The 23171-nt window shown below is 59.0% G+C and carries 26 protein-coding genes and 2 pseudogenes; 14 read left to right on the top strand and 14 right to left on the bottom strand.

The window, feature by feature from the left end; translation table 11 throughout:
* Positions 1–74: 74 nt before the first annotated feature.
* Positions 75–1101: pseudogene (locus tag ACOI8A_RS01870) on the bottom strand (DMT family transporter).
* Between ACOI8A_RS01870 and ACOI8A_RS01865 the strand changes: the two are divergent.
* Both ACOI8A_RS01865 and ACOI8A_RS01860 read left to right on the top strand, forming a co-directional pair.
* The gene (locus ACOI8A_RS01865; RefSeq protein ID WP_420649656.1) at positions 1096–1659 is read left to right on the top strand and encodes a helix-turn-helix domain-containing protein; all 564 of its coding nucleotides are present in this window, start codon (positions 1096–1098) and stop codon (positions 1657–1659) included. The pseudogene ACOI8A_RS01870 and the gene ACOI8A_RS01865 overlap by 6 nt on opposite strands.
* A 33-nt stretch (positions 1660–1692) precedes the next feature.
* Positions 1693–3108, top strand: coding sequence for an FAD/NAD(P)-binding protein (locus ACOI8A_RS01860; RefSeq protein WP_420649657.1), 1416 nt, complete (start codon positions 1693–1695; stop codon positions 3106–3108).
* Positions 3109–3172: 64 nt separating this feature from the next.
* On the opposite strand, the gene ACOI8A_RS01855 is transcribed toward ACOI8A_RS01860, so the two are convergent.
* Together ACOI8A_RS01855 and ppnN are read right to left on the bottom strand one after the other, a co-directional pair.
* Positions 3173–3424 carry a hypothetical protein gene (locus ACOI8A_RS01855; RefSeq protein WP_420649658.1) on the bottom strand — a complete coding sequence of 84 codons (252 nt, stop codon included), beginning with the start codon at positions 3422–3424 and terminating at the stop codon, positions 3173–3175.
* Positions 3425–3563: 139 nt separating this feature from the next.
* Complete coding sequence (gene ppnN, locus ACOI8A_RS01850) at positions 3564–4937, bottom strand: nucleotide 5'-monophosphate nucleosidase PpnN (RefSeq protein ID WP_420649659.1); 1374 nt, start codon at positions 4935–4937, stop codon at positions 3564–3566.
* Between the two features lie 211 nt (positions 4938–5148).
* Between ppnN and ACOI8A_RS01845 the strand changes: the two genes are divergently transcribed.
* Positions 5149–5676, top strand: a complete 528-nt coding sequence (locus tag ACOI8A_RS01845; protein ID WP_420649660.1) for a DUF3087 domain-containing protein — start codon at positions 5149–5151, stop codon at positions 5674–5676.
* On the opposite strand, the gene ACOI8A_RS01840 is transcribed toward ACOI8A_RS01845, so the two are convergent.
* From ACOI8A_RS01840 to ACOI8A_RS01830, 3 genes are all read right to left on the bottom strand, one after another.
* Positions 5673–6059, bottom strand: coding sequence for a DUF2784 domain-containing protein (locus tag ACOI8A_RS01840; protein WP_420649661.1), 387 nt, complete (start codon positions 6057–6059; stop codon positions 5673–5675). The two genes, ACOI8A_RS01845 and ACOI8A_RS01840, sit on opposite strands and share 4 nt — an antisense overlap.
* A 144-nt stretch (positions 6060–6203) precedes the next feature.
* Positions 6204–6476, bottom strand: a complete 273-nt coding sequence (locus ACOI8A_RS01835; RefSeq protein WP_420649662.1) for a hypothetical protein — start codon at positions 6474–6476, stop codon at positions 6204–6206.
* A gap of 258 nt (positions 6477–6734) precedes the next feature.
* On the bottom strand, positions 6735–7412 hold the full coding sequence (locus ACOI8A_RS01830; protein ID WP_420649663.1) for an SOS response-associated peptidase: 678 nt from the start codon (positions 7410–7412) through the stop codon (positions 6735–6737).
* A gap of 219 nt (positions 7413–7631) precedes the next feature.
* Here ACOI8A_RS01830 and ACOI8A_RS01825 point away from each other — a divergent pair, with 219 nt between their 5' ends.
* The gene (locus tag ACOI8A_RS01825) at positions 7632–8531 is read left to right on the top strand and encodes a polysaccharide deacetylase family protein (RefSeq protein WP_420649664.1); all 900 of its coding nucleotides are present in this window, start codon (positions 7632–7634) and stop codon (positions 8529–8531) included.
* Between the two features lie 110 nt (positions 8532–8641).
* Complete coding sequence (locus tag ACOI8A_RS01820; protein ID WP_420649665.1) at positions 8642–8884, top strand: DUF1652 domain-containing protein; 243 nt, start codon at positions 8642–8644, stop codon at positions 8882–8884.
* Between the two features lie 4 nt (positions 8885–8888).
* On the opposite strand, the gene ACOI8A_RS01815 is transcribed toward ACOI8A_RS01820, so the two are convergent.
* Positions 8889–9251, bottom strand: coding sequence for an NUDIX hydrolase (locus ACOI8A_RS01815; protein ID WP_420649666.1), 363 nt, complete (start codon positions 9249–9251; stop codon positions 8889–8891).
* A 207-nt stretch (positions 9252–9458) separates the two neighbouring features.
* Positions 9459–9698: a hypothetical protein gene (locus ACOI8A_RS01810; protein ID WP_420649667.1), complete on the bottom strand. Its 240-nt coding sequence runs from the start codon at positions 9696–9698 to the stop codon at positions 9459–9461.
* Positions 9699–9875: 177 nt separating this feature from the next.
* Here ACOI8A_RS01810 and ACOI8A_RS01805 point away from each other — a divergent pair, with 177 nt between their 5' ends.
* Together ACOI8A_RS01805 and ACOI8A_RS01800 are read left to right on the top strand one after the other, a co-directional pair.
* Complete coding sequence (locus tag ACOI8A_RS01805) at positions 9876–10085, top strand: hypothetical protein (protein ID WP_420649668.1); 210 nt, start codon at positions 9876–9878, stop codon at positions 10083–10085.
* A gap of 73 nt (positions 10086–10158) precedes the next feature.
* On the top strand, positions 10159–10494 hold the full coding sequence (locus ACOI8A_RS01800) for a hypothetical protein (protein ID WP_420649669.1): 336 nt from the start codon (positions 10159–10161) through the stop codon (positions 10492–10494).
* Between the two features lie 65 nt (positions 10495–10559).
* On the opposite strand, the gene ACOI8A_RS01795 is transcribed toward ACOI8A_RS01800, so the two are convergent.
* Positions 10560–11108, bottom strand: coding sequence for an RrF2 family transcriptional regulator (locus tag ACOI8A_RS01795; RefSeq protein WP_420649670.1), 549 nt, complete (start codon positions 11106–11108; stop codon positions 10560–10562).
* Between the two features lie 257 nt (positions 11109–11365).
* Between ACOI8A_RS01795 and ACOI8A_RS01790 the strand changes: the two genes are divergently transcribed.
* On the top strand, positions 11366–12571 hold the full coding sequence (locus ACOI8A_RS01790; protein WP_420649671.1) for an NAD(P)/FAD-dependent oxidoreductase: 1206 nt from the start codon (positions 11366–11368) through the stop codon (positions 12569–12571).
* Positions 12572–12626: 55 nt separating this feature from the next.
* Here ACOI8A_RS01790 and ACOI8A_RS01785 read toward each other — a convergent pair whose 3' ends face one another.
* Genes ACOI8A_RS01785 through ACOI8A_RS01775 form a run of 3 tightly spaced genes read right to left on the bottom strand, consistent with a single transcriptional unit; the run spans position 12627 to position 13907 of the window.
* Positions 12627–12905 carry a Rho-binding antiterminator gene (locus tag ACOI8A_RS01785; RefSeq protein ID WP_420649672.1) on the bottom strand — a complete coding sequence of 93 codons (279 nt, stop codon included), beginning with the start codon at positions 12903–12905 and terminating at the stop codon, positions 12627–12629.
* Between the two features lie 4 nt (positions 12906–12909).
* On the bottom strand, positions 12910–13167 hold the full coding sequence (locus ACOI8A_RS01780; RefSeq protein ID WP_420649673.1) for a DUF2024 family protein: 258 nt from the start codon (positions 13165–13167) through the stop codon (positions 12910–12912).
* A complete protein-coding gene (locus ACOI8A_RS01775) occupies positions 13167–13907 on the bottom strand; it encodes a hypothetical protein (protein ID WP_420649674.1) in 741 nt (246 codons plus the stop codon). The genes ACOI8A_RS01780 and ACOI8A_RS01775 overlap by 1 nt, the downstream gene beginning before the upstream one ends.
* A gap of 117 nt (positions 13908–14024) precedes the next feature.
* Between ACOI8A_RS01775 and ACOI8A_RS01770 the strand changes: the two genes are divergently transcribed.
* Positions 14025–14591 carry a MarR family winged helix-turn-helix transcriptional regulator gene (locus tag ACOI8A_RS01770; protein WP_420649775.1) on the top strand — a complete coding sequence of 189 codons (567 nt, stop codon included), beginning with the start codon at positions 14025–14027 and terminating at the stop codon, positions 14589–14591.
* Between the two features lie 244 nt (positions 14592–14835).
* Entirely contained in the window at positions 14836–16368 is a 1533-nt protein-coding gene (locus ACOI8A_RS01765; RefSeq protein WP_420649675.1) for a hypothetical protein, read from the top strand.
* 17 nt (positions 16369–16385) lie between these two features.
* Here the strand turns inward: ACOI8A_RS01765 and ACOI8A_RS01760 are convergent.
* Positions 16386–16538, bottom strand: a pseudogene (locus tag ACOI8A_RS01760) (LysR family transcriptional regulator); the annotation flags it as partial.
* 150 nt (positions 16539–16688) lie between these two features.
* A complete protein-coding gene (locus tag ACOI8A_RS01755) occupies positions 16689–17867 on the bottom strand; it encodes a hypothetical protein (RefSeq protein WP_420649676.1) in 1179 nt (392 codons plus the stop codon).
* Between the two features lie 185 nt (positions 17868–18052).
* Here ACOI8A_RS01755 and ACOI8A_RS01750 point away from each other — a divergent pair, with 185 nt between their 5' ends.
* The 4 genes from ACOI8A_RS01750 (at position 18053) to ACOI8A_RS01735 (ending at position 23151) form a co-directional block, all read left to right on the top strand.
* Positions 18053–18985, top strand: a complete 933-nt coding sequence (locus ACOI8A_RS01750) for a LysR substrate-binding domain-containing protein (RefSeq protein WP_420649677.1) — start codon at positions 18053–18055, stop codon at positions 18983–18985.
* 106 nt (positions 18986–19091) lie between these two features.
* The gene (gene aldA / locus ACOI8A_RS01745) at positions 19092–20516 is read left to right on the top strand and encodes an aldehyde dehydrogenase (RefSeq protein WP_420649776.1); all 1425 of its coding nucleotides are present in this window, start codon (positions 19092–19094) and stop codon (positions 20514–20516) included.
* Between the two features lie 81 nt (positions 20517–20597).
* The gene (locus ACOI8A_RS01740) at positions 20598–21932 is read left to right on the top strand and encodes an MFS transporter (protein WP_420649678.1); all 1335 of its coding nucleotides are present in this window, start codon (positions 20598–20600) and stop codon (positions 21930–21932) included.
* 1 nt (position 21933) lies between these two features.
* A complete protein-coding gene (locus ACOI8A_RS01735) occupies positions 21934–23151 on the top strand; it encodes a mandelate racemase/muconate lactonizing enzyme family protein (RefSeq protein WP_420649679.1) in 1218 nt (405 codons plus the stop codon).
* The last annotated feature ends 20 nt before the right edge of the window (positions 23152–23171 follow it).

The raw sequence follows: 23171 nt of genomic DNA, 5'->3' as shown, positions 1-23171 counted from the left end.
CCAAACGCGAGGATGTCTCAGAATCCTACAAAGTAGTCTCGAAATGGTTGATTCACATTGTTTCAACGGCGCGTTTAGCGCTCGGTTTCGCGGCTCAGATCTTCTTCGCTGTCCGCGACAACCTTACCCTTGGTCTTCAGCTCACTGACAATCACCGCCGCCACAATCAGCCCCGCGCCAACCAGCGCAATTGCCGGCAGCCGTTCCCCGGCAAGCCGTCCGACGATTCCGGCCCACACCGGTTCGCCGGCATAGATCAACGTGGCTCGGGTCGGCGAGACACTCTTCTGCGCCCAGTTCATTGCCACTTGAATCGCGGCACTCGCTGCGCCCAGCCCCAGCGCGCTGCACAACAGCAGCCAGGAGAAATCCGGAAGCACTTCACCAGTCGGCACCACCATCAGAAACGCCAGCACCGCGGTCACGCCCAGTTGCACCACGGTCACCCGGCGCACGTCGACTTGCCCGGCATAGTTGCTGATCAGGATGATTTCGGCGGCAATCGCGATGGCGCTGATCAGCGTGGCGATTTCACCGGGGCTGAAATTCAGCGCAGCACCCGACGGCCCCGACAACAACATCAACCCGGTAAACGCCAGCATGATGCCGATGCTCGGCATCAACCCCGGACGCCGCCCCAGCACCAGCCATTGCAGCAGTGGCACGAACGGCACGTACAGCGCGGTGATGAACGCCGACTGACTGCTCGGGATGGTTTGCAAGCCAACCGTCTGCAAGCCATAACCGAGCATGATTGCCACCCCGATAAAGGCGCCGGCCTTGAATTCGAACAGCGTCAGTTCGCGCAGGTGTTTCCACGAAAACAGCGCGACGATGCTCGCTGCTGCAGCAAAGCGCAGCCCGACAAAAAACATCGGGCCGCTGACGGTCATCGCGTGCTGCACCAGCAAAAAGGTGCCGCCCCAGACCATGGTGATCAACACCAGCACGCACTCGGCTTTGCTGAAACGAGAGAAATGAGAGGAATGAGAGGAACTGGCTGTCGTCATGAACTTGCGCACTTTTGCAGAGGAGACGCACAATGCGCCAAATGTTGCGCAGTATACTGCCCAACCCCAGCCAGTGAGCAATATAGTGCACAAAGATTCTGTTCAACGCGCCTCGGTCCTGCAACACGTCAGCCACAATGTGCGGCGCCTGCGGCATGCCGCCGACATGAGCCAGACCACTCTCGCGGAAAAATCCGGGGTCAGCCGCCGGATGCTGGTGGCGATTGAGGCCGGTGAGAAAAATGTCAGCCTGACCACCCTCGACCGCGTCGCCGAAGCTCTCGAAGTGGCCTTCAGCGATCTGATTCAGGCTCCGGACAATCGCGATCCCGGGCGTATCAACGAAGTGGCCTGGGCTGGCAGCATCCCCGGCAGCAAAGCCGTTTTGCTGTCCAAAGCCGTCGCCACTCGCGCGGTCGAACAGTGGGAATGGTGCCTGCAACCGGGCGAAATCTATCCCTCACAACCGGACGCCGAAGGCTGGAGCGAGCAGATCTTCGTCTTCGAAGGCTGCCTGACCCTGATGCTCGGCGATCAACCGCAGCACATCGCCGCGGGCGAGTTCTACATGTTCGCCAGCAATCAGCCGCATTCCTATCGCAACGACGGCGAGGTCGCGGCGCGGTTTGTGCGTAATGTAGTGGTCTGATTGATTGAGGCAAAACTGAACAGCGAGAAAGGCATGAGCCAAACCGCAGACGCAGTATTTCGCCACGCCGACATCCTGATCATCGGCGGTGGCCTCAGCGGCACCCTGCTTGCGGCGCAATTGCTGCACCTGCCCGGCCGACGCCAAATCCTGATCATCGAACCGCGCGCCGAGCTGGGACGCGGTGAAGCCTACAGCGCCGTGGAGTTGGGCCACACATTGAATGGCAACGCGGCCCGTATGAGCGTCGATCCGGACAACGCCGATGACCTGACCCACTGGCTGACCGCGCACATTGCCGCTGGCGGCTGGCCAGAGTCGGATCAGCAACACGTGCCGATCAGCGAACTGTTCCCGCCGCGTGGACTGTTTGGTGTCTATGTGCAGCAGCGTCTGGCTGAGGCGCGGCAGGTTGGCGCTGCCAACGGTTCAACAGTCGAGCATGTGCGCGCCGAAGTGGTGGATTTGCAAACGACCGCCGACGCAGTTCAGATCACCTTGAGCGATGGTCAGCAATTACAAGGTGCCCAAGCAGTACTCGCCACCGGAATGTTCCCCGCCGCGCGCACGCCGCAAACACAATCCAGCGGCCTCAACGCCGCCGCGCTCGATCCTTGGGATGTCGACGCCATGCGCCAGCTCGACCCGCAATCGACGGTGCTGATCATCGGTTCTGGACTGACCATGGTCGATGCGGTGGTCTCGCTGGAGCAGGCCGGGCATCGCGGGCCGATTGAAGTGTTTTCACGCCACGGCCTGTTGCCACATGTACGTCGGCAACCACCAGCATGGGCAGACTTTCTCGCCGAAGATCAGAGCATCCGTTCACCCCGCCAGTTGTTGCGCGAGCTGCGTCGGCATTGCCGGGACGCGATCGCCCAAGGCATCGACTGGCAAGCGCCGCTGGACACCGTGCGTGCGCATATCGGACGGTTGTGGAGCCAGGCGACTGACGCGCAGCGTCGACAATTCGTACGGCATGTGCGGCCGTGGTGGGAAAGTCATCACCATCGTTCGCCGCCGCTGAGTGCCAAGCTGGTCGAGCGTCTGCACGCGCAGGGTCGATTGCGAATTCAGGCTGCGTCCTACAAAGGCCTGGAGCCGCCTTCGATGGACGGCGTGAGTATCCACATCCGTCGTCGCGGCGAGACTGAAACTTGCGTGGTTCAAGGCGCCGCGCTGATCAACTCCAGTGGTATCGAATACGACTGGCGCCGCGTCGCACGACCATTACCTCAGCAATTGCTGGCTCGCGGACTGGTGCAACCGGGGCCATTGGCGCTGGGAATTGCGGCGGCGGTTGATGGCGCGGTTGTCGATGCCAACGGAAAAGCCGCCAGCCGATTGTTCGCCATTGGCCCGCCATTACGCGGCATGTGGTGGGAAAGCACCGCCGTGACGGATGTGGCAGCACAGGCCAAAGCATTGGCCGCACGCCTGGTTCGCTGAACCGCAAATACAACAAACCCCGCATCGGCGGGGTTGGTTTTTTCTGGCGGTTCAAGCCATTGACTCAGTAGCGCTGATATTTGGAACCGAACTCAGGGCGGTTTTCCGCGACGTACAGTTTGGTTCGCTCGGCGTTCTGTTGCAGATTGACGCTGCCTTTGCGTTCGGTGTCGATGCCGACGGTGTCGACGTTCAAGGTACCGGACTGGCCAATAGTTGCAGCTGCAACCACCGGGGCGCTGGCGTGTGGGGCGGCGATGGCGGAGGTGGCGCCGATCAGCGAAACGATGAAGCCCAGGGCAATGATGTCTTTCATGATGTTGCTCCAAAGAGTGGGGAGAAGATGGAGCCCACTCTATGGCTGGAGCGTCGAGATGAAAAAACACCCTTGCGCATAGTCGTTATCGAAGGCGTTGATGTGCGGTCAACGCCTTGGCCGATCCTGGTCGGAAAAGTTACGCCACCACTTGATAGCACGGCACATACGCCGCGCCGCCCGGCAGTTTCATCCGGTGCTGCGCGACGAAGGCTTTGAGCAGCGCATCCAGCGGCTGCATGATCGCCGCTTCGCCACGGATCTGGTACGGCCCGTGTTGCTCGATCAGGCGGATGCCCATGTCCTTGACGTTGCCAGCCACGATCCCGGAGAACGCGCGGCGCAGGTTGGCTGCCAGTTCATGCGGTGGCTGGTCGCGGTGCAGTTTGAGGTTGGCCATGTTTTCGTGGGTCGGATCGAACGGGCGCTGGAAGCCTTCGTCGATCTTCAACAGCCAGTTGAAGTGGAACGCGTCGTTGCGCTCGCGGCGGAACTGTTTCACTTCTTTCAGGCCTTGCGTCATCTGCCGCGCCACCTGGGCCGGGTCGTCGATGATGATTTCGTAGTGCTTCTTGGCCGATTCGCCCAGTGTCGCGACGACGAAGGCGTCGAGCTGCTCCAGATAAGGCGCGGCATGTTTCGGTCCGGTCAGAATTACCGGGAACGGCAGGCCGGCGTTGTCCGGGTGCATCAGGATGCCCAGCAGGTACAGGAACTCTTCGGCAGTACCGGCACCGCCCGGGAAGATGATGATGCCGTGACCGACGCGCACGAAGGCTTCCAGGCGCTTTTCGATGTCCGGCAGGATCACCAGTTCATTGACGATCGGGTTCGGCGCTTCGGCGGCGATGATGCCCGGCTCGGTCAGGCCGAGGTAGCGACCGCCGTGAATGCGCTGTTTGGCGTGGGCGATGGTCGCGCCTTTCATCGGGCCCTTCATCACGCCCGGGCCGCAACCGGTGCAGATGTCGAGGCTGCGCAGGCCCAGTTCGTGGCCGACTTTCTTGGTGTACTTGTATTCTTCAGTGTTGATCGAATGGCCACCCCAGCACACGACGATTTTCGGCTCGACGCTTGGGCGCAAGGTGCGCGCGTTGCGCAGCAACTGGAAAACGTAGTCGCTGATGCCCTGTGAGTTGCTCAAGTCGATGCGTTGGCTGCCGAGTTCGTTTTCGGTGTAGACGATGTCGCGCAGGGCGCTGAACAGCATCTCGCGGGTGCTGGCGATCATTTCGCCGTCGACGAAGGCATCGGCCGGGGCGTTCAGCAGTTCCAGGCGCACGCCGCGATCCTGCTGATGAATGCGGATTTCGAAGTCCTTGTAGGCTTCCAGAATGGTTTTTGCGTTGTCGACGTGCGCGCCAGTGTTGAGGATGGCCAGAGCGCACTGGCGGAAGAGGGTGTAGCTGCTGCCGGATCCGGTTTCGCTCAGTTGCTGAACTTCACGTTGAGACAGGGTTTCGAGGCTGCCTTTCGGGCTGACCGAGGCATTGATTACGTGTCGTTGGGTCATGCAATGATCCTTAAAACGATGTCATTGCCGGCGTGGCCAATGGCATCCGAATAGTGTGTATCCATGAATGAAGATGGCACGATCTGCGCAGTACCGCCATGTCCCCGTTGGACATTGAAAAGATGAAAAGGAGCTCCAGCATAGCTAAATCCGCCTCAGAGGCGATAATGCGCCCGCGTCTTTTTATTTCAAGCCATGGAAGCCTGTCACGATGTTCGAGATTCAGCCGATCGATGCCATCACTTATCGCCAGCAAACCCGGCGCAGCACGCTGATCATTGCAGTGCTGTTCATGGTGCTGGCGATGGCGTTTTCCACGGCGGCGGTTGCGCTGTTCGGCGAGCCGGGCGGGGATAACCTGCGCTTCAATGTCGGTGGGGTGTTTGCGGCGTTTCTGCTAACCGCGGGCCTGTTGCGCGGACGCTTCTGGAACCAGACCTGGATGGCTCCGGCGGTGTACGGCTGGCGCCTCAAGCGCAATCTGATGAGCGTGACCAACGTCATGCATCAGGTGACGGCAGCGGTTGAGAAGGCTGATCCGACGGCGATGAAAGTATTGCGCTTCTATCATCTGGGGCTGACGCAGATGCATGAACTGGACGCCAACTCCAGTGATCACGCGCAATTGCACCGCGAAGTCGAGCAGCACAAACTGCGAATGCAAGAGATGGGGCTTGATCCAGCACAGACCCGACTCGATCCGGCCTGGCTGGAAGCCTTGAAGGCGAAGTCGGTCTAGAATGGAATCCGCGCGGCGCGCCGCAGTTTCCAGCGGCGGATCAGGCGCCCGTAGACCAGAAGGTTGATCACCAGTACCACGCTGCCCAATGCCAGTTGAATCTGCGGGGTCAGCCCGGCGGGATAGATGATCGGCCACACGTAGTGCTCGATGAACCCGCCGGCGTATTCGGTTTGCCCGGCGGCGTGGCGCATCAGGTTTTCCCAGTAGGTCAGCGGACAGGTCAGGTGCAACACCTCGACCGCTACACCCCAGGCGGCCGCTGGCAAATGCAGCCAGATCAGCTTCGGCCACTTCAGCACCAGCAGCCCGCCGAACAGCACAAACAGAATGAACAGCAAGTGGAACAGCACCAGCCCGTCGGCGGCAATTCGATAAAGCATGTCGTCTCCCTGACGCGAGTTTGAATGGTTGCAATGTTACTCGGCCAGGCGGCGCATGGCTGGGGATTTTTTCTGTGGCTGACCCCGAGGCAGCAAACCGCTCGGCACAAAAAAGCCCTGCTTGTGCAGGGCTTCATTGTTGTATCAGAGACCGTCCAACTGCGTGAAATCGGGGTGCTCAGCCCGATAACCCAAGGTCTTGTCGATCCACGCATTCAGCTCGTTGACCATTACCGGCGGATGGCACGGATAGCTTTCGAGGGTAGTGCGCAGGATGCGGTCGATATCGGGCACGGCACTCAGGTTTCGGGTCTTGATGTAGTGGCGGATAAAACAGTCGAGTTGAAAGCGTTCTGTCGTCGACAGATGGACACACTCCAGGCCGCTGACCTGTTTGATTGCAAAATCGTCGCGCAACTTAGTTCTCTGCAAGGCTTGTAAAAGTTGTAGGGAAATTTCCTTGTTTGTTGACTCTTTGGTCAACTGGTATGCCAAATGGAAATGCTGCGCGCATGCTAGCTGTAGTGCCTTTAAATGTATGTATGACGATTGAAATGTCAGACAAGCGGTGCATTCAGTCAAACGGCTGTTTTGTTGATCCTGTTTCTTTACTGGAACAGCAGCTGTAACGCGCCTGAATCACCTGTCTGGAGAACGTCTAACGGCGGGTTTTATTTAGGCCACTTGCTCAATCAGATGTGGCCCTTGATTGCGCGTATTGCCAACCGCTTTGCTGACTTTGTACCACTCGAACGTCTCGCTCGGCTCGCTTTCGAACAGCAGCATTTGTTCAGCTCGCTGCGCCGGTGTCGCCGGATCGAGCCACTCGCGCGCGAGTTCTGCGGACAACACAATCGGCCGCCGATCATGAATGTCGAGCATGCCGCCAGCGCTGTCAGCGGTGATGATCACGCAGCCGTCGCCTTCTCTTGGGGGCTCTCCCGGAGCAGGAAACTGGCCAATACCGGCACAGAAAACCGGCTGCTGATCCGCCCGACGAATCAGCCACGGTTGCCGGCCATCGTCGGAATCGACCCATTCGAACCAATTGTCGACTGGCACAATCAGTCGCCGTTGCCAGATCGCCCGGAAGAACACGCCATGCGCGACTTTCTCGACCCGCGCGTTGATCGGCGCGGCGCGATCCCTGGCCCAGTGCGGACGCCAGCCCCAGCGCAAATTGTCGGCGTGCAATTGCTGTGCGTGTTGATGCAGCACTGCCAATTGCGTGGTGGGCGCAGCGTTATAGCGCGCCAGCGGCGCATCGCCGACATGGTTGATCAGCGCATCGGGAATGCTCAACACCGCCACAAAATCGTGAATGCCCCGGTACTGCGTGAGTCGTCCGCACATGGCCGAGCCTCTGGCAAAACTGCCTGAAGGTTTGAGCTTAGTTGGCGCTTTCAGTCCTTGCCGACGACGGTGTTGAGTGCCAATGAACGAGCGCCGCATTCAATCCCTGTGTAATCTTGTCCAACCTCAGCGCGCATCAACGGGCCGAGAGAGGCAGCAACGGCGAGGGAGTTTTGCCATTCGACAACATGACTGGAACGGTCGGACTCGAGGCAAACCATGACTCGCGGACTCAAACTTCTCTGTGCAGCCGCCATCGCATCCGGACTGGCCGGCTGCATCGCGGCACCGATCGAACTGACGGCGCCAACCGCAACCCGGCTCAAGACCCAGGCGCCGGTGCGCTTTGTGCTGACATTCGATGACGGCCCCAGTGCTTCGAGCCTGTTCAACCCGACGCTGACGGTGCTCGACAGTCTGAAAACCAATCCGGTGCAAGCGGACATCAAAGCAGTATTTTTCGTCCAGACACGTGCACCGCGGGCCGGCAACAGCGACATTGGTCGTGAAGTCATGCAGCGCGAACATGCTGAAGGGCACATTCTCGGTTTCCACACTGCGACCCACTGGCACACCAATCACCGTTCGCTGAATCCGCAGGAGCTGGAAGAGTCGCTGAGCAATGGCACTGCCGATATCGCGGCGATTACGGGTGCGCCACCGACGCTGCTGCGCCCGCCATTCTGGAATTACGACAAGCGCACCTTCGCCGCTTATCAGCGGCATGGGCTGCGTGTGTTGCTGACCGACGTCAGCGCGAATGACGGCAAAATCTGGGGTTTCAATGCCAGCCCACGGCGTCGGGCGAACATGCTTTTACAGCTGTCGCAAGTGCGCGAGCAGATTGCCAAGGGCGAATTGCCGACGGTGGACGGGGCAATTCCGGTGGTGGTGACTTTCCATGATCTGAATCGCTACACCGCACGCCACACCCGCGAGTACTTGCAAATTCTGCTCGACAGCGCGGCGGCTACTGGTGTGCGTCTGGCGGTCAAGCCGTTCTACGACGATCACGCCGCGCTGGAAAAAGCCGCGCTGGCGCGTACGGTGCAGCAAAGTTCCGAGCCGATGCAACTGCCGGGTCTGTGGAACTGGATCTGGGACAGCGACAGTCACTGAGAGATGTGAAGCGGTTGGCATTTTCCGTCGGGTACGGCAGCAGCGGGGCGACAAAAGCTCATCTATGCTCAATCGGTCAACCGCCCCCATCGCCTGCGAGGCGTCCACCCATGCTTGCCATCGCCGACATCTGCCGCATCGTCCAGTCCGGCTTTTCGCCGCTGAATTGCGACTGCACGGAAACCGCGCAGGGGCTGCTGCAAATCAAGGTTTATGAACCGGACAGCGGGCGGGTCGATTTGCTGCTCAATGGAGTGTCGCCGGAACACTTGGTCACCATTCGTGACATTTCCAACTTCATTGGTGAGTTGCGCACTGAAATGAGTGCCGGGCGCCGGGCGTTCGCCGGTTAGGACTTTAAAGCCTGCGCTGGAAGGCGCGCACGATGCGCAACGTGACTTCGCTGGTTTTCATGTTCTGTACTGCGTCCAGCGGATGCCAGACACAGTCGACAATTTCGTTCTGCGGGCGCATCTCGTCGATGTTCAGCACCGACGCCTCGTAGACGTGATGGCGTGTGTCGCTGCTGTGCACATCCATCAAGTACAGCACTTGCTCGGCGTTGAGTCCGGTTTCTTCCTGCAATTCACGGATGGCGGCTTGTGCGCAGGTTTCTCCAGGCTCGACTTTGCCTCCCGGCAAGGCCCAGCGACATCGGGGTTTGCGCACCAGGAGGATGTGCCGATCCTGTTCGCATATGACCGTGGCTCTCTGTTTCATTGGTTACCCGATTGCTTGTGCCATAAAACGGTCATGAAACTGCAACGTTCGAGCCGTGCGTGGACGCAGAGGTTCCTCAAGATTTCAGAGCGCTGATCAGGCTGAAAAGTGCCAGTCAGCTAACGTTGAGCATAGGGGCCTTTCGATTAAAAGTGCCTGCCATAAAAAAGCCCCGGCAGTCCGGGGCTCTGGCTGTGCGGTCGAGACTCAATGCACCTTGGTGCGGCTGATGGCGCGGGTCTTCACTTCCATGGCATACAGTTGCAAACGTTCCTCATCGCTCTGCAGTATTTCGCAGGATCTGAGCACCGCCTGAGCGTCCGCCTCGTTGCCGGACTTGCGCAACTGGTCAGCGATACGCTTGAGTTCCACCGCTGACCAGCGCAGATCCGATGCAACGCTTTGCAGGTCGCGTTGAAGTTCGTGTTCGTCTTGGTTGAGCCGCATGATCATCTCCAGAACATTCCCGGTAGAAAATACTAGTCGCATTTCCCGGGTTCGGCGCAAGACTCGTCCGTCAGCGCTGCTGAACAGGGATGATTTGCATGCCGCCGGTCGGGGCGAGTGGGCTGCAAGCGCGAATGGGTGTCGTATTGGAGTGACCGACTTGACGAGGCAGCGCCCATGACCACGACGGATGATTTCAGATTCCATGCCCACGAGTTGGTGATTGACATGGATGCAGCGACTACCGAGATGATGAAGCTGATCAGCGCGCATCAATTGAACGGCCCGGAATGGGAGCGCGTGACGCAGTGGCAGCACGACGCGCATGAGCGCTGGGTGACTTTTCTCAACGCAAGGGATGATGCAGGCCAAGTTTCCGAGGGTTAAAGACACTGTGTTCTGATGGATGTCCGATCCGTTACAAGGTACATTCGCGTTTTTTTCAGATGAAGGATTCACCATGCGGATGTTGATCGGGGGAATGCTGCTTGCAGCGTTGGCCGGTTGTTCGTTGCCAGCCTCCCTGGTTCCAGGCGAGCCGAACATTAGCAAAACCAGCGCCAAGGTTCCCAAGGACTACGCCGCATGCCTGTTGCCGTTGTGGCAGAAGGACATTCCGAAGACCACGCAGATCGGCATTTCCAACGGCTATCGCATCAAGGCGCCGAGCATTATCACGGCTGACGAAATCCTGGATATCGTGAAGTACAAGGATGGCAGCCGGGTCTCGCTGTATCAGGGGCCGCCATGGGCCAAGTCAGCCTCGCTGCGCAAAGCGGTACGTGATTGCCTGTAACCGCCATGCCGTAGACATTGAAGAAGCAGAAACCGGGTGAGCGGTTTCTGCTTTTTTTGTGCCTGTCAGTCGGAAACATCGGTCAACGGGATACTGCCACCGCCGATTTTCTTCTCGCGTCGATCCTGAATCCAGTCTTCTACCTGACCGTTGAATTCCGGCGGCGCTTTGCGCCCGACCTTGCGCGCGATGTCGAGAATGGTTTGCTGAGCCAGCGCTTCTTCCATGCGTTTTTGCGCGGTCATCATTGCCGCGTGAATCGAGCAAGTGCCGTCCAGCGCCCATTCCGGCGGCGAGCCATCGAACAACGCGCAGCGCCCGCGTATGTCGCGGCACTCGAAAATATTCTTGCGACCGTCGATGGCGTTGACGATATCGAGCAGGGTGATTTCATCTGCCGGCCGCGCCAGTGAAAACCCGCCCTTGATGCCGCCAGTGGCCAGCACCAGTTTGGCTTTCGCCAGTTTGGTGAAAATCTTCGCCAGATAATCCAGCGGCACGCCTTGCAGCTCGGCCAGGTCGCGCACGCTGGCTTCACGACTGTCACCGCCATTGCCCACCAGAAAGGTCAGGCAATGAATGCCGTACTCGACGCCTGCACTGTAAAGCGACATGGATATCTCCGACTGTAGTTGTCGCAGATGTTAGCAGGCATGGCAGGCTCCGACAATTACTCTGCGGAACATCTTGGCAACGCTTGAAGCCATTCTTATGGGTTTATATGCGTTCGTGGGGCTTTCGTGATGGGCCAGTGAGACCTGATCAGTATCGAGATATACGATCAAACCTATCGGATTATCTGACTTGTCGAAATTAACGGCGACCAATAGAGTCGCCGTTAATTAACTCGGCGACTGGCTTGGAGATAACAATGAAGCAGCACATTCTGGTAATCGGTGCAGGTTTTGGTGGCATGTGGACTGCGCTTAGCGCGACCCGTCTGGTCGACATTCACAATCGCGACAACATCCAGGTCAGCGTTCTGGCACCGCAGGCCGAGCTGCGCGTACGTCCACGTTTCTACGAGCCAAATGCGCATCACTTGGCTGCGCCGCTGGGCGAGCTGTTTGATGTGGTCGGCGTCAACTTCATCAAAGGCGCAGCCAACACCATCGACGTGCAGGCGAAAACCGTTGGCTACACCGATGCGGCGGGCGCTGAGCAAGTGGTGCATTTCGAGAAACTGGTGCTGGCGTCCGGCAGTGGGCTGGCGCAATCGGACACTCCAGGTGTGACGCAGCATGCGTTCGACGTCGATCAGATCGAAGCGGCAATCCGCCTCGAAACCCATCTGAAAGCCCTGGCCACTCAGCCCGAAAGCGAGGCGCGCAACACTGTTGTGGTCGCTGGCGGTGGCTTCACCGGGATCGAAACTGCAACCGAAATGCCGGCACGTCTGCGCGCCATCCTCGGTGAACAAGCGGACATAAAAGTGATCATCGTTGATCGCGGGCGGAAAGTCGGCGCAGCGATGGGCGAAGCCATCAGCGTGTCGATTGCCCAGGCTTGCACCGAGCTGGGCGTTGAATGGCGACTGGGTGTGTCGGTGCAGTCGGTTGATGCAAACGGCGTGACGTTGTCGGACGGCCAGCACATCGACGCAAAAACCGTGGTCTGGACCACCGGTGTACGCGCCAGTTCGCTGACCGAGCAGATCCCGGCGGAGCGCGATCGCCAGGGTCGTCTGCACGTTGACGCCAACCTCAAAGTCATCGGCCAGGACGACATCTTCGCCACCGGCGACGTGGCTTACGCCGCCAGCGACGAGATCGGCAATTTCGCGCTGATGACCTGCCAGCACGCGATCTCTCTTGGTCGTCACGCCGGCAACAACGTCGCGGCGCAGATTCTCGGCGTTGACCCGACGCCGTACAGTCAGCCGAAGTACGTGACCTGTCTCGATCTGGGTGCGTGGGGCGCGGTGTACACCGAGGGTTGGGATCGTCAGGTGAAACTGGTCAAGGAGGAGGGCAAAGCGCTCAAGACCCAGATCAACACCCAGTGGATTTACCCGCCGGCAGCTGACCGTGTGAGTGCGCTGGCGGCTGCGGATCCGATGATTCCAGTGGTTGCATGAATCCATAGCCTCGAATGAAATCCCGTCCGGGCGTATGCCGGACGGGATTTTTTGCTCAGAAACGACAGACCGCGTCGGTGAAAGTAATCCGGGCGAACTGCGCATGCGCATCCTGCGGGGTGATCGCGAGTAACTGGTCGAGGCGAATGTCCTGCTGCACGCCGGCATGCTCGACCCGCATGAATTCCTCTTTCTCCCTCGACGTGCGGGTAGTCAATGCCCGCGCCACCAGCCGCTGGCCGTCGATCAGCTCGATGTCCAGCTGATAGCCGCGCAGGCAGGCGATTTCCAGGTAGTCGTGCAGATCGCAGTCCAACGGCTGATAGCGGGTCATGGCGTTACTCCTCGAAACCTTGCAGGGTGATGATGAAATAGCCGTCCTCGCTGATCGCCTTGGCGACTGGCGGATTGGCCGGCTCGCTGTGGCAAAACAGGCACTGGCTCTGGGAAATGTCTTCGTCCTGATAGCCCTTGCCGATCAGGAACTGCCGGGCGAAAGCCTTGGCCGCATCGGCTTCGCGATCGGTCAACACGTCGAAATGCAGATAGCGGCCATCCTTGGTGCGCACGTGGGTGTCGAACACTTTGACGAACATTATTGAGCCTCCTGCATTTTCCAGGTGCCCGGCAACGACAGGTCGCCCGAGGCAATGTCATACACGCTGCTTACACACAACAGCGGATTGTGCAGATCGGCATTGACCTTGAGTGCAGCGGTCACACCGTCGTAGTTGAAACTCTTCGGAAACCCGACCGCAGCCAGTGGCACGCGGATTTGCGCGGCATCGTTTTTCACGCTCAGGTTGTATCCCGGCGAATCGATATACAGCGGCGCACCGGGCCAAGTGGCGGGGAGCTTGGGTTTCGCATCCTTGGGAATGTCGCGCACTTTCAAGCCGCCGGGGCCGCAGCTTTCATCTTTGCTCAACACCACCCAGTGCGAGTGCCAGAGGCCGCCGTCGTTGTCCTTTTTGCCGTCCTTGTTTTCGTCTAGCTGCGGGGTGTCGTCGAAGTCCGGGTGCGACGTCAGCGCGAGGGCGAGGATGCCGGAACCTGCTTCAAAGCCTACTGCGCCGCTGTCGAGGCTGGTCGGCCAGACGTAGCTGTAAACCTCGGCGCCGGCGAACGAACCCTTGGCGCTCGGCACGCGGCTGCCGGCCTTGCCGTCGACCAGTTGCTCGAACACCAGCGTGCTGCCGTCGGTGAAAACGCGGGTGTGCACCAGGTCGAACGCGGCGTCGGTCTTGCCGGTTGCACTGTGGATGCCTTGCGGCCCATGGGCCCAGGCTTGGCTGCTCAAGAGTGTGCTGATGGTCAGCGCCAGGATGGTTTTCATTGCGGCTCCTCGGTTGATTATGTTGTTTCGAATCGACACCGCAATCCTAATCTTCAGCCGTTTTTTGTCAATAAGGTTTTTATTCGATACTATTCATCGACCCCATTGAGCCAGGCAATAACCGTGTTATTTGATTTGCTGGAAAGATTATCGAGCCTGACCCGCGTGTGGTTCCGCGAACACCCGCTGCTGGCCGAGTTGCAACCGATTCAACTGAGTGCGCTGCTGTACCTGGCGCGCTGCAACCGCTATTCGAATACGCCGCTGGCGGTCACTGATTATCTGGGGCTGACCAAAGGCACGGTTTCGCAGTCGTTGAAGGCGCTGGAGCTCAAAGGCTTTGTGAACAAGGTTCCGGACGTGCGCGACAAACGCAGCGTGCATCTGGAATTGACCGCCACGGCGCGCACGTTGATCGAAGCGGTCATGCCGCCGGATTTCCTGCGCAACGCCGCCGAACGCATGGGCGCCAGCGCCGGTGATCTGGAGGGTTTGCTGCTGGAGTTGTTGCGCAATATTCAGCGCGCAGAAAATGTCCCGAGTTTCGGACTTTGCCGGACGTGCCGCTTTCACCAGACCTCGGCAACCGGCGCCGTGTGCGGCTTGACCGGTGAACCGCTGGTGGCCAGGGAGATAGACCTGATTTGCCGAGAGCATCGCTTGCCCGTGGAAACCCCCGGCTGAAACGGCTCCCGCATCGACGCCAAATGATCCCGCTCACTGAGCGGGATTTTTTTCGCCCGTCAAAAGGCTATGACTAAAAGTCATTGCCCCATGATTTTTAATGGTTACGCAAATCCACCGCTGCGAATCTGCGCCGCTCGCCAATCTTGTGACGATCAGAAAATTCAACTGCAAGGGGTGTTCCTAAAGGCGTAACGTTGGCCCTTTCGGATTTCAACGCTTTGCCATTCGCAGGAGATATGTTTTGGAAGGAACCATCGCTCGAATCAAAACGTCAAGGGAGGCGAAAATTTATGCCGCAAATGCCAAGCGTCTTGGCGATTCTGTCGCAGAAGCAAACGCACTCGACCACGCACTGAATCTTCAGGCGCGAGAGGACGGGTATTCCACGCCTGCCGAGATCGCCATCGCACGAGCACTCTACTTCTATGAAGATCAACAAGGAAAGGTGAGCGGTAAAGTGTATCGGGCGAGTCGAACCCGAAAGATGATGCGCGATCACGGCGCTTTGCTAGCCGCCGAGCGTATGGTGATCGCTCCAAATCCTTCTGTTGGATTTACCGTGCTAGTGGGGGCTGGGCTTGGGGGGCACAGCTTTGAAGCGATCATCGATCAATATCCGCAAGAGTTTTCTGAGCGGGCCGTAACGGCTGCAAGAGCTCGGCTTGCTGGCGTTAGGTCCGGCTCGCGGAATTCGGGTAAGAAGGGTTCGAGCAGAACGGATGCTCCCGATCCTGACGATGAAGCACTCATGTTTATTGAAGGTTTCAAAGACCCGACAAACAGATTTCAGGGTGTCTGGCGACCGCATTACGCCGCCACGATAAACACTGTCCAGCAGGCGCTTTTGAAAGGGCAGGTTGCAGATGTAATCGATCTGATCTGGGCAGAGCGAGATAACGGCGTCAGTAACGCGGCTCAGGGTGTGCTTGGATTGCCAGTGGTTCATGCTCTGCGAGCGCAGTTCGAGACGCTGACTCATGACATTGCCATGGACGGTAGTCCTGAGAGTTTTTACAGGGTTGTGACGCTGATGGAGGAGTGGCGTGATGAAAGGATGATTCCCAAGTTACCAATGTTGCTGATTGCCAGAGCATTTGCCGCTATTCATCCAGAGCGTTACCCCACTTTGGTAGTCGAGGAGAAGCTGGAGAAGGTGCTTGCTTGGTTTAGCTTTCATACTGGATTTTCCATTCCTGATGGAAATTGGGCGTCCAAAGCTCAGGCACTGATGTCCCATTTGAGTCTGATCAATACCCTTGAAGGTGAAAGCATTTTTCGGAGCATGTTTCCCTGGTTTGTCTATGAGCAACTGCGTGATTCGAATCACAGAGTTCCGTTCACTCCAGGCCACAGAGAGCGTCCTGAATCGACAATAGTCGACTTGCCTGCCACTTCACGTCAGGTTCTGCTACGCCACAACCAGCTCCAGACCCATTTATACGGCCTGTTGTCTGCGCAATTTGGAGAAAATTTCGTCAAAACGGAACAAGCAACCGGATCGGGCGGGTATGCGGATGCTTTAGTCCGCCTGAGCGACAGTCGCTGCATTCTTTATGAAATCAAAGTCGCGTTGACCGCTGCCAGTGCCGTTCGAGAAGCGATGGGGCAGTTACTCGAATACGCCTTTCGGGCGGGTGGATTTGAGCCGGAAAAATTGGTCATCGTCGCCGAACCTGCAATTGACCTGGTAACAGAAAAATTTCTGAAGCGATTGAATGAAGAGTTCCGGTTAAGGCTCGAATATCTGCGGATCGAACTGCCTCGTGATGAGTGATGCCATCAGCTTTCAGGTATCGAGGCGCCGAGGTAGTCCTCGAGGTGTTTGATCTGGCGGCTGACCGCGCCCTGGGTGACGTTCAGCCCCAGTGCGGCCTGACTGAAACTGCGATGACGCGCGACTTCTTCGAACACGCGCAGGGTGTTGAGCGAGGGCAGTTGACGCATGGAGGCAGAACTCCGGGGCGGGTGGTTTATTGTTGTTTTGAGGTGGGCCTATCTGACTATTGATGGAGGTTCTGATGCAAGTGTTGTCCGGGCGGACGCCATCGCGGGCTTGCCCGCGATGACGAACGACATGACGCTAAAGATTCCCGATCAGAAGTAATAACCAACATTCACATACATCTGATTTTCCCACTGATCCAGCCCACCGGCCCCCAGACTCTGGGTGTAGCTGCTACCACCGATATACGGATCGTTCTTGCCGATCAGCCACTCCGCCGCCACCCACAATTTACTCACCGAAAACGAGCTGCCGAGGATCATCCGCTCGGAGGTCTTGAAGCCGCTGGCGGATTTGTCGAAGGCGCTGTAGTTGGCGTAGAGCTTGACCCCGCTGATCTGGTCGAACAGGTATTTGCCGCCGACGTCGTAGCTCAGATCGGCCACGTACAGGTTGCCGCGACTGGCGACGTTGTAGGTGCCGTCATAGCCGCCAAGTGTCACCAGTTCATCGCTGCCCGGATTGCGCGGCGACATCTGCTGGCGCGCCGCCTGCAACTGCACGCCCCACGGGCCGTTCTTGCCCAGATAGTGCACGGCCACCGCGTTGCGTCGGCCGTCATTGTGCGTGTCTTTATTTTCGAGGGTTGAGGTCAGGCCGGAGATCCCGACTTCGGATTTCCACGGCCCCAGATCCAGAGCTTTGGCCACTCGCAGGACGACGGTGTTGCGTTCCTGGTTAGCGCTGCCGTCGGCCACGTAACTGTCGGCTTCGGAGACGACGCTGGAGTAGGTCACGCCGTTGCTGGTGCCTTTGCCTTGCCAGGCCGGGCGCAGGTAATAACCGGCCTGAATATTCCAGTCGCCGTTTTGCTGGATGTATTTGGCGCCGACCTGCTGCACGTCTTCGAGGCCGATGACGTTGCCGAGGGTTTCGTAGAAGGTGCTGCCGAAGTATGGCTGCAAGCCAAACGGCACGGTGTTCAGGCCCACATGCACCTGCTGGTCAGGATTGAACTTGTAGCCGGCCCACGCGAATTTGGCGAAACGGATATCGCCGTAATCCTTGGTGTACTGATAGGGGTAGGAGCGGCCATAGAAACGGTATTGCGCTTCACCGATCCAGGTGTCGGAGTTGTACTTGGCACTGAGGAACACCGTGTCCAGACCAAACTTCTGAATATCGCGGTCAGGGTCGACGTCCCACCGGGCGCGAATCGCTCCGCCGAGGTCGAGATTGTCGGTGACTTGCACAGCCATCGCCGGTGCGGCAAAGCTGCAGAACAGAGCGATGGAGGTGGTGCGCAGACGCAAAGATGCTGGGAAGGGCATGGAGCGGCTCTCGATTGTTTTTATTAGAGATGCCGCGCAGTTTTGCCATCCGCAGAATGTTGAACAAACGATAAAAATGCTGAGCAAACCTGCATCGAATGCATGTTACTCGCAAAATCCTGTAGGACAGTCTGGCGCAGTCGTGGGATGCTTTGCGCCCCCTCAGCAGTTTTCGAGTGCCTTGTATGAAACGCAAAATGCCCGGCTTGAATGCGCTCAAGGCGTTCGAAGTGGCCGGCAGCACCGGCAGCTTCACCCGCGCGGCGGAATTGCTCAACGTGACCCAGAGCGCGGTCAGTCGCCAGGTGCGCCAGCTGGAGGAACAGCTCGGCGAGAGTCTGCTGGAGCGCCGCCATCACCATCTCGAATTGACCGGCGCCGGCAAGATTCTGCTGCGGGCATTGCACCAGTCATTCGACAAGATCGAGCTGACGGTGCGCAGTATTCAGCAGAAAACCCACGCCAATCGCCTGCACATCAACGCGCCGCCGACCTTTACCAGCCGCTGGTTGATGCCGCGTCTGGGGCGCTTGCGCGAGCAGCATCCGGAACTGGAGCTGAGCATCACCACGCGGTTGCAGGACAGCCTCGCCGAGACCAGCACGCTGGATTGCGCGATCCGTTTTGGCGATGGCGAGTGGGACGGGCTCGACAGTTCGCTGCTGATTCAGGAACGGCACATCGCCGTGTGCGCGCCGACCCTGTATGCGCGGGAGGGTGGCGAGCAGGGCATCGGTCTCAATCGCCTGACGCTGCTGCATGTGCTGGCCAAGGAAGATCAGCGTTATCTGACCTGGAAACACTGGCTGCACGCCGCGCGGATCAACGGCATCGATACCGAGGGCGGTTACGAGTTCGATCTGCTGGATCTGGCGATCCAGGCGGCCATCGACGGTCTCGGCATCAGCATTGCCGACTGGCACATGGTGGCGCCGGAGCTGGCCAGCGGGCAGTTGACCCAAGTGCTCAATGTGCATGTGGAAGGTCACCAGTCGTACTGGCTGGTGACCCGGCCCGAGCAGACGCAAATGCCGCAATTGGTGGCATTCAGTCAGTGGTTGCAGGAAGAAATCTGGCTGGCGCAGCGCCAGCTTGAGCCTTCGACGGCGATTTTTTGAGTAACCTGCCTTTTTCGCATGTTTGGCCGACCGATAAATCGTTTGTTCAACGTCGGCGGGATGACAAGACTGGCCCCATCGATAAAAACAACGATGGGCGATGCACATGCGAGTCGAGCGAAATTTTGTAAACGGCCACTTTGTCGAGCCAGCCAGCGCGGCGCAGATTGCGGTCTATAACCCGGCCACCGAAGCGTTGCTTGGCCAGGTTTCGGCTGCCACTGCCGAAGAAGCCACAGCAGCAGTCGATGCCGCAGCGGCAGCGCAAAAAGTCTGGGGCAAACTCACCAGCATCGAACGCGCCGAACACTTGCGTGCTTTCGCTACCGCACTGGAAAACTGCGCCGAAGCCATCGGCACCGCGTTGGCCGCCGAATCCGGCAAGAGCGTGGCCGATGCCAGCAATGAAGCGCGCTACGCGGCACAGATCACCCGCTACCACGCCGAGTGGGCGCGGCGTATCGAAGGCGAGATCATTCCCAGCGACAGCCCTGATGAAAACCTGTTCCTGCACCGCGAACCGATTGGCGTGGTCGCGTGCCTGATTCCGTTCAACTATCCGGTTTACACCCTGCTGCGCAAAATCGCCCCGGCGCTGATTGCCGGCAACACCGTAGTGGTGCGTCCGAGCAACAACACCCCGACTTCGGCGTTCGAGATCGCCAAAGCCGTGCAGCAATCGGGCATGCCCGCCGGTGTCATCAACATTCTGGCAATGGATCACGCCACCGCCGCCGCGGTGTGCACGCACAAAGCTGTGGGCCTGATCACCTTGACCGGCAGCGTGAATGCCGGGCGTATCGTCCTCGACTATTGCAAAACCAACATCGCCAAACCGTCGCTGGAACTCGGCGGCAAGACCCCGGCGATCATCGAAGCCGATGCCGATCTGGAAGCCGCCGCGTCGGCGATTGTCGCCTCCAAGACCACCCACTGCGGCCAGCTGTGTACGGCAGTCGAACGGGTCTATGTGCAGGAAAGCGTCCACGACCGATTCCTCGCGTTGCTCAAAGCGAAGATCGCCGCTGTGAAGTACGGCGACCGCGCCACTGACGCCAGTCTGATGGGGCCGCTGGTCAACGCCAGTTCGCAACAGAACATCCACGCCATGGTCGAGCGCGCCATTGCCGACGGTGCCGTCCTCGAAACCGGTGGCGTACTGCCCGCAGGGCCGGGGCATTTCTACCCGCCAACGCTGCTCAGCGGTTGCCGGCAGGACATGGAAATCATTCAGGAAGAAATCTTCGGCCCGGTGTTGCCAGTGCTCAAGTACCGCGACATCGACGAAGCGCTGGCCATGGCCAACGACCACCAGTTTGGTTTGGCGTCGGTGCTGTACACCGAGAATTACCGCACCGCACAGAAAGTCGCCAACGCCATCGAGGCCGGCGAGTTGTATGTCAATCGCACCCCGGCCGATCCGTATCAGGGCTACCACGCCGGGTGGAAACGCTCGGGCCTGGGCGGTGATGACGGCAAGCATGGCATGCTCGAATTCACCCAGACCCGTCTGGTGGTGATGAAGTACTGATCCATCGCTCCACGCCTCACGCTGCACCTATAAAAACAATTATCAGGGGCGTCCGGAGCACCGGCGCCCGAGGTCACTTCAATGTCCAAGCATGCATCCTCTGCTGCCGCTGTTCAGGGTTCCACTTCGGCTGTGAAAAGCCCCAGCGACAAGGGAAGTCGCTATCTGCAATTGACCCTGCTGGTGCTGGCCGCCGGCGCAATCTATCCGATTCTGTATCTGCGCCAGGTCTATCAAACGACCATGCTCGAGGTGTTCCAGATCAGCCACAGCGAACTGGGCTATCTGTACTCGATGCTCGGCACGATCTTCCTGCTCAGCTATTTGCCCAGCGGTTGGCTGGCCGACCGGATCGCCCCGCGTTTTCTGATTTTCTTTTCGCTGGTCGCCACCGGTGCGCTGGGCCTTTGGTACTCCACCGCGCCGTCGATGACCGGGCTGATGATCATCTTCGGTTGCTGGGGCCTGACCACCGGCCTGACCTTTTGGGCCTCGGTGCTCAAGCGGGTGAAGATGATTGCGCACCACACCGAACAGGGGCGGTTCTTCGGCATTCTTGATGGCGGTCGTGGCCTGGTCGAGGCGCTGCTGGCCACGGTTGCGCTGGGGCTGTTCGCCTACGCCACCGAAACCAATGGTGAATCCACCGCGCAGGGTTTCAAGCATGTGATCTATCTCTACGCCTTTACCTGTATCGCGCTCGGTTGTGTGCTGGTGCTGATCAAGGATCCGAAGTCGATGGAAGACACAGCGGCGGTGGAGAAGGGCAAGTTCAATTTGCTCAGTGACCTGGCGACGCTGGTGAAGATTCCTGAACTGTGGCTGGTCACCGCCATTGTGTTCTGCGGTTATCACATCTTCTGGGCCACCTACAGCTTCTCCGATTACCTGCAAGGCAACGGCATGAGCGCCGTGATGGCCGGCACCATCACCACCATCAAGTTGTGGATGCGCCCGGTGGGCGGCATCGGTGGCGGCTGGCTGGGCGACAAATTCTCGAACATCTCGGTGCTGATCGTGGCGCTGTTGCTGGCGACGCTGGCGATGTTCGGTCTGATCGTGTTCCCGGCCATCAACAGCATCGGTCTGCTGATCGCCACGGTGGTTTTCATCGGCCTGATGACCTACGCCATTCGTGGCCTGTACTGGGCGATCCTCGATACCTGCAACATTCCGCTGCGCATCACCGGGCTGGCGATCGGCATCGTGTCGGTGGTCGGTTACCTGCCGGATACGTTCATTCCGCTGATCAACGGCTATCTCACTGAGCAATACCCCGGTGCCTTCGGCTACCAGCTGTATTTCGGCTATATCGCCAGCGTCGGCCTGATCGGCACGCTCGCCGCGCTGACCCTGCGTGCGCGCATCAACAGAAAATCCTCGATCAAAACCTTTTCGAACACGACAGGTGCCTGAGATGAAAATCGTCGCCCTTGAAACCCATATCGTCGCCGTACCGCCACCGCACATTGGCGGCATGTACTGGCTGTTCGTCAAACTCAAGACTGACTGCGGCATCGAAGGCGTCGGCGAGATCTACGCAGCGACCTTCGGCCCGAAAGCCATGCTGCCGATCATCGAAGACGTGTTCGAGCGGCACTTGCTCGATCAGGACCCGCATCACATCGAACGCTTCTTCCGTCAGGCCTATTCGAGCGGTTTCACCCAGCGTCCTGACCTGACCATGATGGGCGTGGTCAGCGGGCTGGAGATGGCTTGCTGGGACATCATCGGCAAAGCGGCCAACAAGCCGGTTTATGAGTTGCTCGGCGGCAAGGTCAACGAGCGCCTGCGCTCCTACACCTACCTGTACCCAGTCAACAGTCATGGCGAGTACGACTACGACGATGCCGATCTGGCCGCCGAGTGCGCCGTCGAGAACATGAACAAAGGCTTCACCGCGCTGAAGTTTGACCCGGCCGGGCCGTACACCGCGTACTCCGGTCACCAGCTGTCGCTGGAAGTGCTGGAGCGCTGCGAAACCTTCTGCCGCAAGATTCGCGAAGCGGTCGGCAACAAGTGCGATCTGCTGTTCGGCACCCATGGGCAGATGGTGCCGTCCTCGGCGATTCGTCTGGCCAAGCGCCTGGAGAAGTACGACCCGCTGTGGTTCGAAGAACCGGTGCCGCCAGGCCAGGAAGAGGCGATGGCGCAGGTCGCGGCCAAGACCAGCATCCCGATTGCCACCGGTGAGCGTCTGACCACCAAGTACGAATTCTTCAAGCTGTTGCAGGCGGGCGGCGCGTCGATCCTGCAAATGAACGTCGCGCGCTGTGGCGGACTGCTCGAAGCGAAGAAGATCGCGAGCATGGCCGAAGCCTATTACGCGCAAATCGCCCCGCATTTGTACAACGGACCGATTGGCGCGGCAGCAAGTTTCCAGCTCGCCACTTGCACGCCAAATTTCCTGATTCAGGAAAGCATCGAGACCTGGGGCGGTTTTCACGCCGAGATCCTCAAGAAGCCGTTGCAGTGGGAGGACGGGTACATCATTCCATCGACCGAGCCGGGCCTTGGCGTCGAGCTGAACATGGACGTGGTGCGCAAGCATTCGCCGTACACCGGCACGCGCCTGCACCTGCAAATGGCGCCGACCCCGGTGGACGTCAAAGACACATCGCCAGCCAAGGGCTGACAGCGGTTTTTTTGTACAAC

The organism is Pseudomonas sp. P4795 (assembly GCF_048822895.1).
Lineage (GTDB): Bacteria > Pseudomonadota > Gammaproteobacteria > Pseudomonadales > Pseudomonadaceae > Aquipseudomonas.
This window is presented reverse-complemented; position numbering and strand designations above follow the sequence as displayed.

What these genes read in the sequence shown, in the direction of transcription:
- ACOI8A_RS01780 (WP_420649673.1), bottom strand. Translation starts at nt 13,167, where the DNA reads ATGTTCGTCAAAGTGTTCGACACCCACGTGCGCACCAAGGATGGCCGC.
- ACOI8A_RS01840 (WP_420649661.1), bottom strand. Translation starts at nt 6,059, where the DNA reads ATGCTTTATCGAATTGCCGCCGACGGGCTGGTGCTGTTCCACTTGCTG.
- ACOI8A_RS01785 (WP_420649672.1), bottom strand. Translation starts at nt 12,905, where the DNA reads ATGACCCGCTATCAGCCGTTGGACTGCGATCTGCACGACTACCTGGAA.
- ACOI8A_RS01790 (WP_420649671.1), top strand. Translation starts at nt 11,366, where the DNA reads ATGAAGCAGCACATTCTGGTAATCGGTGCAGGTTTTGGTGGCATGTGG.
- ACOI8A_RS01735 (WP_420649679.1), top strand. Translation starts at nt 21,934, where the DNA reads ATGAAAATCGTCGCCCTTGAAACCCATATCGTCGCCGTACCGCCACCG.
- aldA (WP_420649776.1), top strand. Translation starts at nt 19,092, where the DNA reads ATGCGAGTCGAGCGAAATTTTGTAAACGGCCACTTTGTCGAGCCAGCC.
- ppnN (WP_420649659.1), bottom strand. Translation starts at nt 4,937, where the DNA reads ATGACCCAACGACACGTAATCAATGCCTCGGTCAGCCCGAAAGGCAGC.
- ACOI8A_RS01740 (WP_420649678.1), top strand. Translation starts at nt 20,598, where the DNA reads ATGTCCAAGCATGCATCCTCTGCTGCCGCTGTTCAGGGTTCCACTTCG.
- ACOI8A_RS01805 (WP_420649668.1), top strand. Translation starts at nt 9,876, where the DNA reads ATGACCACGACGGATGATTTCAGATTCCATGCCCACGAGTTGGTGATT.
- ACOI8A_RS01815 (WP_420649666.1), bottom strand. Translation starts at nt 9,251, where the DNA reads ATGAAACAGAGAGCCACGGTCATATGCGAACAGGATCGGCACATCCTC.
- ACOI8A_RS01855 (WP_420649658.1), bottom strand. Translation starts at nt 3,424, where the DNA reads ATGAAAGACATCATTGCCCTGGGCTTCATCGTTTCGCTGATCGGCGCC.
- ACOI8A_RS01800 (WP_420649669.1), top strand. Translation starts at nt 10,159, where the DNA reads ATGCGGATGTTGATCGGGGGAATGCTGCTTGCAGCGTTGGCCGGTTGT.
- ACOI8A_RS01860 (WP_420649657.1), top strand. Translation starts at nt 1,693, where the DNA reads ATGAGCCAAACCGCAGACGCAGTATTTCGCCACGCCGACATCCTGATC.
- ACOI8A_RS01830 (WP_420649663.1), bottom strand. Translation starts at nt 7,412, where the DNA reads ATGTGCGGACGACTCACGCAGTACCGGGGCATTCACGATTTTGTGGCG.
- ACOI8A_RS01845 (WP_420649660.1), top strand. Translation starts at nt 5,149, where the DNA reads ATGTTCGAGATTCAGCCGATCGATGCCATCACTTATCGCCAGCAAACC.
- ACOI8A_RS01795 (WP_420649670.1), bottom strand. Translation starts at nt 11,108, where the DNA reads ATGTCGCTTTACAGTGCAGGCGTCGAGTACGGCATTCATTGCCTGACC.
- ACOI8A_RS01820 (WP_420649665.1), top strand. Translation starts at nt 8,642, where the DNA reads ATGCTTGCCATCGCCGACATCTGCCGCATCGTCCAGTCCGGCTTTTCG.
- ACOI8A_RS01825 (WP_420649664.1), top strand. Translation starts at nt 7,632, where the DNA reads ATGACTCGCGGACTCAAACTTCTCTGTGCAGCCGCCATCGCATCCGGA.
- ACOI8A_RS01775 (WP_420649674.1), bottom strand. Translation starts at nt 13,907, where the DNA reads ATGAAAACCATCCTGGCGCTGACCATCAGCACACTCTTGAGCAGCCAA.
- ACOI8A_RS01810 (WP_420649667.1), bottom strand. Translation starts at nt 9,698, where the DNA reads ATGCGGCTCAACCAAGACGAACACGAACTTCAACGCGACCTGCAAAGC.
- ACOI8A_RS01750 (WP_420649677.1), top strand. Translation starts at nt 18,053, where the DNA reads ATGAAACGCAAAATGCCCGGCTTGAATGCGCTCAAGGCGTTCGAAGTG.
- ACOI8A_RS01755 (WP_420649676.1), bottom strand. Translation starts at nt 17,867, where the DNA reads ATGCCCTTCCCAGCATCTTTGCGTCTGCGCACCACCTCCATCGCTCTG.